This window comes from Collinsella sp. LCP19S3_H3, from assembly GCF_052119145.1.
Classification (GTDB): domain Bacteria; phylum Actinomycetota; class Coriobacteriia; order Coriobacteriales; family Coriobacteriaceae; genus Collinsella.
Genome location: NZ_JBQKFW010000008.1, coordinates 40,936 through 54,972 on the forward strand (window position 1 = coordinate 40,936; position 14,037 = coordinate 54,972).

Consider the following 14,037-nt stretch of genomic DNA (forward strand, 5'->3'; position numbering starts at 1 on the left):
TTCGAACCCGAGAGGGCACGGGCGTTAAGCAAACGCGAAAGCGTTTGTAGCCCGTGGGCGAAAAGCCGCCAGGCTTTGAAGCCGGAGGGCATGCGCAGCATGCCCGGACATCCCCAGCTCTCCGCCAGTACGAATTTGAAAAAGGGCTCCGTAAGGGGTCCTTTTTGGTATGGAGAACGTTAGCTGGGGATTCGAACCCTCAAAAAATGAGGCGCCCCGTTGGACGCCTCATTTGGTTCGATGTGATATCGCTTTGGCCCTACACCTCAGGAGCCTTGGCTACGGTCTCGCTCTCGGCTGTGAGCGGGCGGTTGTCGATGCGGCGGCCCAGGCGGTCGAGCTTCACGAGCAGCCACTCGATGGGATTGGGCCCCGTTCCTTCCTCGTCGGCAACCAGGTCCATGACGGCAATCTTGGTGCCGTCCTGCTTAAGCGTAACGCTGCCCACCTTATCGCCAACATGCACCGTGCCCGAAAGGTCATCGTAGCTAACCTTTTCGGTCACTTCGCCGGCGAGTGAGAACACCGTTGCCTGCGCGGTGGGGTCGGCAAGCGTGGCGTCGATCGTTTTGTCTGTCCAGTCGGTTTGACTGACACGTGCCATCAGCGGATTTCCGTTGGCGGTCTTCTTTTGCGTATTGGCGATTTCGACCGTTACCTTGTGGTCGTAATACCAACTAGCAAGTGTGGTCGTATCGGCAAAACGCTGGTCGGTGGTGCTGGAGTTCAAGACAACGGTATAGATCTCGTCGCCATCGCGATTGTAGGCGCTTGCAAAGCAGTATCCGGCATCGTCGGTGGTGCCGGTCTTACCGCCGATATTGCCGTCTTGGCCCAATAAAACATTGTGCGTATCCATGGAATGCGAATGATCGGAGCCGTCGGCGCCCGTCACTTCGATCCAGGGATCTTTGCTCGCCATGACTTCGCGAATCGTGTCGTCCTTCATGGCCTCTTGCATCATCAATGCCACATCGTGTGCGGTTGAATGCATATCGCCGGCCCATTCGTCAAAATCCAGCCCGTGCGGGTTCTCGAAGAGCGTTCCCGTGCAGCCGAGCTTCTCGGCCTGCTCGTTCATGGCTTTTACAAACGTAGCGACGGCATCTTTGGTCTTGGGGTCAAGTTTTTTGCCCACGTGTTCGGCAAGCGCGATGGCGGCGTCGTTGCCCGAGGGGATCATCAGGCCGCGCAGCGCTTGCTCGACGGTGAGCTCGTCGCCTTCGAGGAGTCCCGCGGTCGAGTTGCCTACGGTTGCCGCCGCGTTGCTCACGGTGATTTTCTCGTCCATTTTGCAGTTCTCGACCGCGAGGATTGCAGTCATGACCTTGGTGATCGAGGCGATTTTGACTTGCTCGTCGGCGCTACGGGCATAGTAGACGGAGCCGTTTTTACCCATGACAAACGCATTGGAGGCATCGATATCGGGCAGGTCTTCGGCTGCAATGCCGCGTGCATCGGCGGCTTTGCCGCAGATGTTATCGGTCGTGAGCACTTGGGCGCCGGCGACGGACGGAATACCGGCGACAAGGGCGACGGCGCAGGCAAGGCCAACGGTCAGCTGCGCGGAACGCTTTACAAGAGGGGTAAGATGCTTCACTGATTTCGCTTTCGACGGGATGGTCTCCTTTGGCTCTAGAGTATATCGTTTACCGGCTGTGCCGCTTGGGGTTTGGCGCGTGCGGTTTATCTTCGTGTCTGAGCGGACGCTCGGGTGTGCACGGTCGATATGATTGCCCGTCGCGTATCGAGGAGGTCCTTACAAATACTTGACAATACCCTCACGCATATATGAGCTGCGATTTTTACTATCGATACTGCTGATTTGATATCGATGTGGAGGTATGCGGTATGACGGCTGCTGCGGCTGTGGGGCCCACGGAGCTCGAGGAGCTAATGGAAGCGCAGGCCGAGGCCGCGCATGAGCGCGAAGTTGGAGATGCGACTCGCCCCACGGCAGAGGACCTTGCCACCTCGCCGACGCGCATCGATGTCGAGGGCCTCGACCTGTTCTATGGCGATCACCACGCGCTTAAGGATGTGTCCATCAAGATCCGCGACAAGCAGATTACCTCGTTTATCGGTCCTTCGGGCTGCGGCAAGTCGACGTTGCTGCGTTGCTTTAACCGCATGAACGATGGCATCAAGGACTGCCGCATCGAGGGCAAGATTGCGCTCGATGGTCAAGATATCCTGGGCGATTACGACATCTGCCGCCTTCGCCAGCGCGTGGGCATGGTGTTCCAGCGCCCCAACCCGTTTCCCATGAGCATCTACGACAACGTCGCCTATGGCCCCCGCGGTATGGGTGTGCGCGATCGCGCTGTGCTGGATGAGCTGGTCGAGGATTCCCTGCGCCGCGCTGCCCTGTGGGACGAAGTCAAGGACAAACTCAAGGAGTCTGGTCTGGGGCTTTCGGGCGGACAGCAGCAACGTTTGTGCATCGCCCGTGCGCTTGCCGTGCGGCCCGATATTCTGTTGATGGACGAGCCGACCTCGGCGCTCGATCCCGTGTCGACGCTCGTGGTGGAGCAGCTGGCCTGCGAGCTCAAAGAGACCTGCACGCTCGTGGTCGTTACACACAATATGCAGCAGGCGGCGCGCATATCCGATTCCGTCGCGTTTTTCTTGCTAGGTGAGTTGGTGGAGCACGCGCCCACCGCTCAGCTTTTCAAAAATCCTACCGACCCGCGTACGGCGGATTATTTGACGGGACGTTTTGGCTGATACCATCTAGTAAAGGTACCTTTAGGATTAAGATGCGGTCATGCCGGCCGCAAAGGGGTTCAACATGATCTATTACGTCGAGGACGATGACAACATCAGGGATTTGACGGTCTATGCGCTGCGCAAGCAGGGGATCGAGGCCGAAGGCTTTTCGTGCGACGGTGAGTTTAAGGCTGCCGTGGCGCGACGGGTGCCCGATGCTGTGCTGCTCGATATCATGCTGCCCGATACCGATGGCTTGGCGATTATGCGTCGCCTGCGTGCCGATCGCCTGACGGAGACGGTGCCCATCATGATGCTTACCGCCAAGGATACCGAGCTCGACAAGGTGATGGCGCTCGATGGCGGTGCCGACGATTATCTGACTAAGCCGTTTTCGCTCATGGAGCTTGCGAGCCGCTGTCGCGCACTGCTGCGTCGCGGCGGCATGGTCAAGCAGGCGAGCGATGTGCTCAGCGTGGGCGATATCGTGCTTTCGCCCAGCCATCGCGAGGTGACCGTTGCCGGCGAGCCGCTTAAGCTCACCCTACGCGAGTCCGACCTGCTCGAGTACCTCATGCGCAAGCCCGGCGTGGTCTTTACCCGCGAGTCGTTGCTGCAGAGCGTGTGGGGCTGGGACTTCGACGGCGGTTCGCGCACCGTTGACGTGCACGTGCAGACGCTTCGCCAAAAACTGGGCGAGCATGCCAGCGCCATCGAGACCGTGCGCGGCGTGGGCTACCGCTTGGCCGAGCCTTCTGCCGGTGACGGTGCCGAAGGTGACGACACCGCGGCCACTGCATCGGAGGAGTAGCCCGTGGTCTTCGCCCCCCAGGGAAAACATACGCTGTCGCACCGCGTTTTTGTGACGATCTTTGTTTGCGCCATGGCGGTTATCGTGGCGTTTACGGTGCTGGGTGCGTTCTTTGTGCAAAACACCTTGGCGGATGCCACGAGTGCCAATCTGGCGCAGGAAACCGAGCTCATTGCTGCCGCCCTCGACGAACAGCAGGAGCCTATCCCGTTCTTGCGTAGCCTCGATCGCGAGGACTTGCGCATCACGCTGATTAACAAGGATGGATCGGTTGCCTACGACAACGAGGCGTCGCCTTCCTCACTGCCCAACCATGGCGATCGCCCCGAGGTCATCGAGGCCTTTGAGAGTGGTTTGGGTTCCGCGGAGCGCGCAAGCTCTACGCTCGACGAGATTATGCTGTATCGCGCCGTCGCCCTTGATAACGGCCAGGTTGTCCGCTTGGCGCAAGCCCAGCCTGGCGTTGCGGCGATTTTGCTGTCGATGGTGGCGCCGATGCTGCTTATCGCGGCGGCGGGTGCAGTACTCTCGTTTTTTATGGCGCGCCGCGAGTCCCGTGCAATCATCGCGCCGTTGCAAGAGGTGGATTTGGACCACCCACGCCGTAGCTATGAGCACGCCTATGCCGAGATGGTCCCCATGCTTGAGCGTATCGAGTCGCAGCGCCAGGAACTCAAGCGCCAAATGGCGGTGCTAGCGGACAACGACCGAATGCGCCGTGAGTTCACGGCCAATATCACCCATGAGCTCAAGACCCCGCTTACCGCGATTTCGGGGTATGCCGAGCTTATTGCAAACGGCATGGTTGAGGGCGAGGACGACTTGCGCAACTTTGGTGGCCGCATCTATCGCGAGGCGGGCCGCCTGGCAGCGCTCGTCAACGACATTCTTACGCTTTCCAACTTGGACGAGGCGGAGCGAGCATCCGAGGGCGAGGCGGTGCCCATTGGGTCCACAGAACCCATCGAGCTCTCTCGCGCCATTTTGTCGGTGGAACAGCGTCTTGAGCAAGTTGCCCGGCAGTCGAATGTGACCATTGGGCACGAGACGAAGCCCATGGTGATCGAAGGCGTGCCGCGCCTGATTGACGAGCTGATCTACAACCTTGCAAGCAACGCCATTCGCTACAACCGACCTGGCGGTACGGTCACGCTGCGCTGCGGGACCAATGACGAGGGTCATCCGTACCTGTCTGTTGCCGATACGGGTATCGGTATTGCGCCCGAGGAGCAGGGTAAAGTGTTCGAGCGTTTTTATCGCGTGGACAAGAGTCGTTCTAAGGCGCGTGGCGGAACCGGCCTGGGTTTGGCGATCGTTAAACACGCAGCTCTGTACCATCACGCCGCGATTGACCTGTCGAGTGAGCCGGGAGTGGGGACAACCATCACGGTGACGTTTCCCGCACAGCAGAAAGAGCCGTTTGCATAGCGCTTGGCCGCTGGCCTTGATGTAAACGCCGCATCGGGGTTGCCGGTGCGGCGTTATTGTTGCGCAACATTGTTATAAGCGCTGTAGCTTATGTATAGAGTTTGGACATGGGAAAAAGATGCGATAACAAATGGACAGTTTTGTCAATACGAACTCGGGAACTGAAAGGCACGCTGCATGGCCCTTCTCGAATTGTTCCAGCTGCTTAAAAAGCATCTCAAGCTGGTCATTACCCTTCCGGTGGTCTGTGCGATCGTCATGGGTATCGCGTCCTTTGCCATGATGGACAATACCTACACCGCCACGACGAGCATGTACATTCTCGCTAAGACCGACGGCGGTCAGATGAGCTATAACGACCTTTCGGCGAGCCAGATGCTTTCCAACGATATCGCCACGCTGCTCGACAGCAATAGCGTTAAGAGCGGTGCTGCCAAGGATCTGGGCCTTTCCGATCTGGATGATTACAAGATTGCCGTTTCGTCCGAGACCACGACGCGCGTCATTACGCTTTCGGTGACGGGTACCGATGCCAAGGAGACGGCCAAGGTTGCAAGGGCAATGGCCAACTCGGTAAGCACGGTCGCCCAAAATGTTGGCGCCGCCCAGAGCATTAACGTGGTCGATGAGGCCAAGACCCCTGAGTCTCCGAGCGGCCTCAAGCGCTTGCTGTATGTTGCCGTTGCGTTCCTTGCCGGCGTCTTTATCGCAATTGCCTACGTTGTTTTGGCAGATATACTCAACATGCGTATCTGCGGTGCCGAAGAGGCAGAAGAGCTCCTGGGTATTCCCGTTGTTGGCCGAATTCCGGCTATGAAAGGTGGTAAATAGGCATGGCTAAGGCGAAGAACACCGATAAAGGGGCCGCCTTGGATATCCAACTTAAGACAGGTTGCTTTGAGGACGCGGCGCTGGTGCGCCGCGCCGTTTTTATGGACGAACAAGGCTATGAAAACGAGTTTGACCAGATTGACGAGGACCCGGGCTGCATCCATGTGACGCTGTATGTGGATGGCCAACTCACCGGCTGCTCGCGCGTGTTTCCCGAGGAGCTGGAGCGCGCGGCAGATGCGGAGGCTCCGGTGCCACCGGCGTGCGACTTGGACGAAGGCGTCGCCGCGGGGGAGACCTACATTATGGGGCGCGTCGCCGTGCTGCTGGCTATGCGTCGTCGCGGGTTGGCAAGCGCGATCGTCGAGGCCAGCGATACATGCGCACGCGATGCCGGCGCTAAACTTATTAAGCTGCACGCGCAGGAATACGTGTTGCCGCTCTATGAAAAGGCTGGCTACACACAAATTGCCCCGGTTGACTACGAAGACGAGGGCCAGCCCCATGCCTGGATGGCCAAGCGCGTAGATGGCAGATAGGGACGTTCCTTTCCTGTCGGCAGTTGGGGACACTCCTTGGCAATTGGCGCATCGGAGTGCTCGGACATACAGTTTTTCGATTCCGCATGTATATATGCGCGCTAATGGGTTATAAAATCTAAGTCTGAACATAGCAGGTCTGCGATACGGCTCGGGTAACCGGGCTGTTTTTGCGGACGGGGGTAGCGCGAAAGGACTGCACATGCGTCAATTTAAGACCGAGAGCAAAAAGTTGCTCGACCTCATGATCAACTCCATCTACACCAACAAGGAAATCTTCCTGCGTGAGCTTATCTCTAACGCGAGCGACGCCGTCGACAAACTCAACTTTAAGAGCCTGCAGGATCCGAGCGTCAAGCTCGACCAGGGCGACCTGGCTATTCGCGTCTCCTTTGATAAAGACGCCCGCACCATTACCATCTCGGATAACGGCATTGGCATGACCGCCGAGGAGCTCGAGCGCAACCTGGGCACCATCGCCCATTCCGGCTCCGAGGAGTTTAAGACCGAGAACGCCGAGCAGCAGGGTTCGGATGTCGACATCATCGGTCAGTTTGGCGTGGGCTTCTACTCGGCCTTCATGGTCGCCAGCCACGTGAAGGTAGTCAGCCGCGCTTATGGCGAGGATGTCGCCCATGTGTGGGAATCCGACGGTCTTGAGGGCTATACCATCGAGGACGGCGAGCGCGCCGAGCACGGCACCGATGTCATCCTGACGCTGCGCGAGAACGAGAAGCTCGACGCCGATGGCGAGGCCGAGACCTACGATCGCTTCCTGACCGAGTGGGGCCTCAAGAGCCTGATTCAGCAGTACAGCAACTATGTGCGCTACCCGATCCAAATGATGGTCTCCAAGAGCCGCCAGAAACCCAAGCCCGAGGACGCGCCGGAGGATTACAAGCCCGAGTACGAGGACTACCAGGAGCTCGAGACCGTTAACTCCATGACGCCGATCTGGAAGAAGCGCAGCTCCGATGTTGAGCAGAAGGACTATGACGAGTTCTACAAGTCTACGTTCCACGACTTTGACGATCCTGCGCGCACCATCAGCTTCCACGCCGAGGGTACGCTCGAGTACGACGCCCTGCTGTTTGTGCCGGGCCGCGCGCCGTTCGATTTGTACAGCAAGGACTACGAGAAGGGCCTGGCGCTCTACAGCTCCAACGTCCTGATCATGGAGAAGTGCGACGACCTGCTTCCCGACTACTATAACTTTGTCCGCGGCGTCGTGGATTCCGCCGACGTGTCGCTCAACATCTCGCGCGAGACGCTGCAGCAGAACCGTCAGCTCAAGGCCATCGCCAAGCGTGTGGAAAAGAAGATTACCGCCGACCTTGAGGATATGCGTGACAACGACCGCGAGGCCTACGAGAAGTTCTTTGAGAACTTTGGCCGTGGCCTTAAGTACGGCATCTATTCGAGCTATGGCATGAAGGCCGATGAGCTCGCCGACTTGCTGCTGTTCTGGTCTGCCAAGGAGCAGAAGATGATTACCCTGGCCGAGTATGCCAAGGGCATGCCCGAAGATCAGAAGGCCATCTACTACGCCGCCGGCGACTCGCGTGAGCGCTTGGCCAAGATGCCCGTGGTAAAGGGCGTACTCGACCGCGGCTATGACGCGCTGCTACTGACGCAGGATGTAGATGAGTTCACGTTCCAGGCTATGCGTGAGTACGTTGCCGTCGATATGCCCAAGATCTACGAGGACGACGCTGCCCGCGAGGCTGCCGAGAAGGCTGTTGCCGACGGTGCCGAGCCCGAGGTCGAGGATCGTCACCTGGAGCTCAAGAATGTCGCTACCGGCGATCTTGACCTGGCGACCGAGGACGAGAAGAAGGAGGCCGAGGACGCCACTAAGGAGAACGAGGACCTCTTTAGCGCCATGAAGGAGGCACTCGGTGACAAGGTCGAGAAGGTCGCTGTCTCTGCGCGCCTGACCGATGCTCCCGCGTGCATCACCACCGAGGGTCCGCTTTCGCTCGAGATGGAGAAGGTGCTTCAGAAGGGTCCCGAGGGTGCGCCCGACGGTATGCCCAAGAGCCAGCGTGTGCTCGAGCTCAACGCCAAGCACCCGGTCTTTGCCAAGCTCGTCGCTGCTCAGAAGGCGGGCGACGCCGACAAGATCAAGCAGTACTCCGGCCTGCTCTATGACCAGGCCCTGCTCGTCGAGGGTATTTTGCCCGAGGACCCCGTTGCCTTCGCGGCGGCTGTCTGCGAGCTTATGTAATTGGTTCCGCCGTTCTAACGAACGGCGGACCGGTCGACGCTGCGCGGGCACCAGAGCGACAACTTGTCATTCAAAGAGGACGGCATGACCAGAAGGTCTATGCCGTCCTCTTTTCATGCCAATTTGTTCGCTCTGGTGCCCGCTCGCTGGCATTGCCAAAACATCGACGTTACCGTGGTCCAAACTAGTCGTTGGGGACGTTCTTGTTTGACTGGTCGTTTAAGAGCGTCCCCAATGACTAGTTGGGTTGCTAATTTGTGCGGGTTGTGGTTTTGTGACCTGCTGAAATTTAAGATACTGTACAACTGTACGTTAACTCATCTTCGTAGTATATTGCTACCCGCAAAACTCAATACCATTGTGCATCGAGACGTTAAAACGCCTTCGTACAATGGTTATCGATAGTACGATTCGATTCAACGACAGGATGGATGGCCCAAGCGTGAGTCTCGGCAGCAAACTATCCGATGCAAAGGTTTCCTTTGCAATCTTTAAACGTGACATTAAGCGATTGATCGTGAACCCCGTCGCCCTGGTGGTTACCCTCGGCGTGTGTGTTATTCCCTCGCTGTATGCCTGGTACAACATCGTGGCAAACTGGGATCCGTACGGAAACACCCAGGGTATCAAGATTGCCATCGCCAACAACGATCAGGGCACCCAAAACGACTTGGTGGGCGAGCTCAACGCGGGCGATAAGGTCGTCGATCAGCTCAAGGAGAACGATCGGCTGGGCTGGACCTTCGTCGATTCGGCGGCCGATGCCAAAGAGGGCGTCGAGAGCGGTGAGTACTATGCGGCCATCGTAATCCCCAAGAACTTCTCGGATAACCTGGTTTCGATGCTCGACGGCAACTACCATCAGCCCAAGCTTACGTACTACGTCAATGAGAAGAAGAGCGCTATTGCGCCCAAGGTTACCGACACCGGTGCAAGCACCATCGAGGAGCAGATCAACTCGGAATTTGTCTCCACGGCGGGCGAGACTGTTGCCGGTATCGCCAAGGATGCCGGAGTCGATTTAAAGGACAAGGCAACCCAGACCCAGGATTCGCTGGCAAGTTCGGTGTCCGAAGCATCCGATACCTTGGGCGAGGTGCGTGGTTCGATTGGCGACATGAATGCCGCCATCGATAAGACGAGTGGTTCCATTGCCTCGGCAGATGCAGCACTTGACGGTCTACAGGGTCAGGCGCCGTCGCTGACGCAGGCGATCTCCCAGGGCAACGACCTGCTGGGCGAGGCGCGCGCCACGGCGGGTAATTCCATCACCTCGCTCTCCAAGGCGCTCTCGGAAGGCAGCCTTGCGCTCACCAAGACGTCAGCCTCCGCGAACGCTGCGATTGGCAAGCTGACGGGCACGGTCACATCTACGACCACCCGTATCGACAACTCGCTTGAGTCTCTCCAGGCGACGATCGACCACAATAAGGCCGTTATCGGGCACTTGGAAATTCTCGTTAATGACACGTCGACAGGTTCCGAGGAAATTGACGCGCGCATTGTATCGACCATCGATTTGCTCCGCGAGCAGAATGAAAAGCTTCAGAGCATCAAGGATAGTCTGTCTGCGCAGTCGAGCGCCATGGCGAATGACGCCGCGGCTGTCTCGGGTGCCAGCGACGCTATCAATAACGCAATCCAGACCGGTGCGACTAACCTTGGCCAGGCCCAGACGGACCTGGGTCAAAACGCGCTGCCGAAGGCCTCGAGCGCGCTTGATTCATTTGCCGCCGTCTCGGGTGATCTGACGGGAATCGTGTCTGGCCTCACGCCTGCTATTGCGAGTGCGCGCGGTACACTTTCGCAACTCAACGCTACGCTCGGTCAGGCCAAGACCACGTTGTCCCAGACCGATGCCTCGCTTGCCAAGGTCCAGGACAAGCTCGCAACCGCCGCCAACGACATTGCGGCGCTGCAGACCTCCGAGTCCATGGGCGAGCTGGCTGAACTGATGGGTGTCGACGTCAATGACGTGGCAGACTTTATGGCATCTCCCGTAGAGCTGACTTCCAAGTCAATTTTCCCGGTCAAGAGCTTTGGCTCGGGCATCGCTCCCTTCTATACCAATCTGGCGCTTTGGGTGGGCGGCTACGTGCTTATCGCTATCTACAAGCTCGAGGTCGACCGCGAAGGCATCGGCAGCTTTACCGCGCGTCAGGGCTACTTTGGCCGCTGGCTGCTACTGGTGATCCTGGGCGCGTTCCAGGCCATTATCGTTACGGTAGGCGATCTGGTGATTGGCGTGCAGTGCGTCAGCCCGCTGCTGTTCGTGCTGGGCGGCATCGCCATTTCGTTCACCTACGTCAATATCATCTATGCGCTGTCCACCACGTTTAAGCATATCGGCAAGGCGATCGGCGTCATTCTGGTTATCGTGCAGATTCCGGGCTCTTCGGGCATGTACCCCATCGAGATGATGCCCGGCTTCTTCCAGTGGCTGCATCCGCTGCTGCCCTTTACCTACGGCATCAATCTGCTGCGCGAGACGGTCGGCGGCATGTATTCGTTCAACTACCTGTTTAACCTGTGCATTCTGGGCGTGTTCTTGATCGTGGCGCTCTTTATCGGCCTGCAGCTGCGTCCGCTGCTGCTCAACCTTAACCTGCTCTTTGATAAACAGCTTTCCACGACCGGTATGATGATTTGCGAGTCCAACGACCTGCCGCGCCAGCGCTACTCGCTGCGCACGGCCATGCGTGTCATGCTCGATTCTGATTCGTACCGTCGCGAACTGCTCGACCATGCGGTGACCTTTGAGCACCGTTACCCCTACTACATCAAGGGCGGTTTTGCCGCCGTGGTGGGCGTTCAGGTCCTGCTCTTTGTCCTGTCGACGGTTCTCGATATCGACAATAACGGCAAGATCATCCTGCTTGTCATTTGGATCATCTCGGTTATTGCTATCTGCGGCTGGCTTATCAATATCGAATATATCCGCGCGAGCCTCAATACCCAGATGCGCATCTCGGCGCTTTCGGATGAGGACTTGCGTCGCGAGATGCGCGAACACACGGCCGCCATTCCTGCCGCCCGCCACATGTTTGGCCTCAACGCCAGCGAGCGTGGTGCCAAGGGCGGCGATCAGTCCGCGGGACGCTTGCCGCATATAGGATCGCACCATAAATCTCAGGGCAGCGACAGCACAGCCACAAATGATGGAGATACCACCGCGCTTGGCAAGCACTCCAAAGGAGGTGAGGCATAAATGAAGAACATCCTGCATCTGTTTAAGCGCGATGTCCAAAACGTGTCTCGCTCCGTGATCGGCTTGATTGTCGTGATGGGCCTCATTATCGTGCCGTGTCTGTACGCGTGGTTTAACATCGCCGGCAGCTGGGATCCGTACGGCAACACCGGCAATCTTAAGATTGCCGTGGTCAACACCGACGAGGGCTACGAGAGCGATCTGATTCCCGTCGAGGTCAACGTGGGCGAAAACGTAACCGCCACCCTGCGCGGCAACGAGAACTTCGACTGGGTTGTCCTCAACGACCGCGATAAGGCGATCGAGGGCGTTAAGTCGGGCGCGTACTACGCTGCCGTCGTTATCCCTAAAACGTTTAGCGCCGACATGATGACGCTTTTCTCGACTGAGGTGAAGCACGCCGATATCGAGTTTTACGAGAACCAGAAGGCCAACGCCATCGCGCAGATCGTGACCGAGAAGGGTTCGAACGCCGTTCAAAGCCAGGTTAACGAAACTTTTACCGAGACCATTACGAGCATCGGTCTTAAGACGGTGTCCAGCCTGCTCGATTACATGAGCACCGACCAGGTCAGCAACTTTATCGCCAACCTGTCCTCGACGCTCGGCGATTCGGTCCAGGACCTGCAGGGCGTTCAGGCCAGCGCAACGTCGCTTGCGGGCATTTTGAGCTCCACGTCCGATTCGCTGACGTCGGCGAGCGGTATGCTCCAGCAGACGGGTGCCGTCGATGAGTCGACCAAGCAGTTGATGGAACACGCCAAGAGCGGCATCAATGATTCCAAGGAAGCGCTCAAGGCCGCCAACGATGCCGTTGACGCGGCGATTGACGGAAGCGCGGGCTCGTTCGACAATGTGTCTGCCGAGCTCGCGAAGGCGTTCGACACCGCAAACCAGCATGTGGACCTTACGGTGTCCCAGCTCAACGATGCCGCGGCGGCGCTCAATACACGTGCCGACGATATCGACGCCGCGGCCGACCAGCTCCGCGGCTTTGCCGAGCAGGTCAGTGACGAAAAGCTCCAGGAGAGCCTTAAGTCTGCAGCAACATCGCTGGGCAGGATCGCGGTGGAGTATCGCAACAACGCCAAGGACCTGACGGCAACTGCTAAGTCCCTTTCTGACAGCATGGCAGAGGTCAACAGCACGCGTGCCGAGGTCGATCAGGCCATCGCCGATGCCAAGGCCGGCATCGCGGGCGCCAAATCCGATTACGATTCCACGTTCTCGGTTAAGGCCAAGGAGCTCAAGAAGACCGTCTCGGGCATTCTAGACTCGCTCGATGGTATCTCGGGCGATTTGGATAGCGCCGTAGACGGCCTGACCGATGCATCCGGTTCGCTGGCAAAGGGCCTCTCCAAGGCTGCAAAGCTGGTCAACAAGGTTTCCGATCAGCTGGGCGAGGCGTCGGACAAGATCGGCGCGTTTAAGGACGAGCTCGACGGTGCCTTGATGTCGGATGATCTTGCGACGATTAAGACGATGATCGGCAACGATCCCGAGGGTTTGGCCGTGTCGCTTTCCGGCCCCGTCGCGCTCGACCGCAAGCCGGTCTATCCGATCCGCAACTACGGTTCGGCCATGGCGCCGTTCTATACGATTCTGTCGCTGTGGGTGGGTTCGATTGTGCTGGCAGCCATGATGAAGGTCTCGGTCGACGATGAGCTTATCAACGAGCTCATCCCCGTACGCCTGCACGAGATCTATTTGGGCCGCTACTTGTTCTTTGGCGGCTTGGCCTTGCTGCAGGCGACGCTCGTGTGCGCCGGCGATATCTTGTTCTTTGGAATCCAGTGCGACAACCCGCTGCAGTTTGTGTTGGCGGGCTGGATCGCGAGTCTCGTGTTCTCCAATATCGTCTACACGCTTACGGTTTCGTTTGGCGATATCGGCAAGGCGCTCGCTGTCGTGCTGTTGGTCATGCAGGTCGGTGGTTCGGGCGGCACATTCCCCATCGAGATGACCGGCCCCGTGTTCCAGGCGATCTATCCGTTCCTGCCGTTTACCCATGGCATCAATGCCATGCATGCCGCCATGGCTGGCGCCTACCATATGGAGTACTGGGTTGAGCTGGGTATTCTGGCGAGCTATCTGATTCCGTCGCTGGCCCTGGGTGTGGTCTTCCGTCGTCCGGTCATCAAAGCCAACGACTGGATTATCGAAAAGCTGGAGAGTACTAAATTAATCTAGCGCAACAATGTGAACGCTGACATTGCCGGAGCATCGAGGCTTTTCTGTTCGATACTTTAGTGGGCTGAATTGCGTGGGCTGCTTGATTGTTGCT

9 protein-coding genes are annotated in these 14,037 nt (G+C 58.1%); 8 read left to right on the plus strand and 1 reads right to left on the minus strand.

Annotated features, from left to right (window positions below):
* Window positions 1–259 precede the first annotated feature (259 nt).
* A complete protein-coding gene (locus ACTQZF_RS05665) occupies window positions 260–1,600 on the minus strand; it encodes a D-alanyl-D-alanine carboxypeptidase family protein (RefSeq protein WP_441554761.1) in 1,341 nt (446 codons plus the stop codon).
* 251 nt (window positions 1,601–1,851) lie between these two features.
* Here ACTQZF_RS05665 and pstB point away from each other — a divergent pair, with 251 nt between their 5' ends.
* From pstB to ACTQZF_RS05705, 8 genes are all read left to right on the plus strand, one after another.
* Complete coding sequence (gene pstB, locus ACTQZF_RS05670) at window positions 1,852–2,727, plus strand: phosphate ABC transporter ATP-binding protein PstB (protein ID WP_427748322.1); 876 nt, start codon at window positions 1,852–1,854, stop codon at window positions 2,725–2,727.
* Window positions 2,728–2,791: 64 nt separating this feature from the next.
* Window positions 2,792–3,520: a response regulator transcription factor gene (locus tag ACTQZF_RS05675; protein WP_441554762.1), complete on the plus strand. Its 729-nt coding sequence runs from the start codon at window positions 2,792–2,794 to the stop codon at window positions 3,518–3,520.
* 3 nt (window positions 3,521–3,523) lie between these two features.
* The gene (locus ACTQZF_RS05680; protein ID WP_441554763.1) at window positions 3,524–4,948 is read left to right on the plus strand and encodes a sensor histidine kinase; all 1,425 of its coding nucleotides are present in this window, start codon (window positions 3,524–3,526) and stop codon (window positions 4,946–4,948) included.
* Between the two features lie 177 nt (window positions 4,949–5,125).
* Window positions 5,126–5,779: a YveK family protein gene (locus ACTQZF_RS05685; RefSeq protein ID WP_441554764.1), complete on the plus strand. Its 654-nt coding sequence runs from the start codon at window positions 5,126–5,128 to the stop codon at window positions 5,777–5,779.
* 2 nt (window positions 5,780–5,781) lie between these two features.
* Complete coding sequence (locus tag ACTQZF_RS05690) at window positions 5,782–6,318, plus strand: GNAT family N-acetyltransferase (protein WP_441554765.1); 537 nt, start codon at window positions 5,782–5,784, stop codon at window positions 6,316–6,318.
* Window positions 6,319–6,520: 202 nt separating this feature from the next.
* Window positions 6,521–8,545, plus strand: a complete 2,025-nt coding sequence (gene htpG, locus ACTQZF_RS05695) for a molecular chaperone HtpG (protein WP_441554766.1) — start codon at window positions 6,521–6,523, stop codon at window positions 8,543–8,545.
* A 391-nt stretch (window positions 8,546–8,936) separates the two neighbouring features.
* Window positions 8,937–11,753, plus strand: a complete 2,817-nt coding sequence (locus tag ACTQZF_RS05700; protein WP_441554767.1) for a YhgE/Pip family protein — start codon at window positions 8,937–8,939, stop codon at window positions 11,751–11,753.
* The gene (locus ACTQZF_RS05705; RefSeq protein WP_441554768.1) at window positions 11,754–13,943 is read left to right on the plus strand and encodes a YhgE/Pip domain-containing protein; all 2,190 of its coding nucleotides are present in this window, start codon (window positions 11,754–11,756) and stop codon (window positions 13,941–13,943) included.
* The last annotated feature ends 94 nt before the right edge of the window (window positions 13,944–14,037 follow it).

What these genes read in the sequence shown, in the direction of transcription:
- ACTQZF_RS05675 (WP_441554762.1), top strand. Translation starts at nt 2,792, where the DNA reads ATGATCTATTACGTCGAGGACGATGACAACATCAGGGATTTGACGGTC.
- pstB (WP_427748322.1), top strand. Translation starts at nt 1,852, where the DNA reads ATGACGGCTGCTGCGGCTGTGGGGCCCACGGAGCTCGAGGAGCTAATG.
- ACTQZF_RS05700 (WP_441554767.1), top strand. Translation starts at nt 8,937, where the DNA reads ATGGTTATCGATAGTACGATTCGATTCAACGACAGGATGGATGGCCCA.
- htpG (WP_441554766.1), top strand. Translation starts at nt 6,521, where the DNA reads ATGCGTCAATTTAAGACCGAGAGCAAAAAGTTGCTCGACCTCATGATC.
- ACTQZF_RS05690 (WP_441554765.1), top strand. Translation starts at nt 5,782, where the DNA reads ATGGCTAAGGCGAAGAACACCGATAAAGGGGCCGCCTTGGATATCCAA.
- ACTQZF_RS05705 (WP_441554768.1), top strand. Translation starts at nt 11,754, where the DNA reads ATGAAGAACATCCTGCATCTGTTTAAGCGCGATGTCCAAAACGTGTCT.
- ACTQZF_RS05685 (WP_441554764.1), top strand. Translation starts at nt 5,126, where the DNA reads ATGGCCCTTCTCGAATTGTTCCAGCTGCTTAAAAAGCATCTCAAGCTG.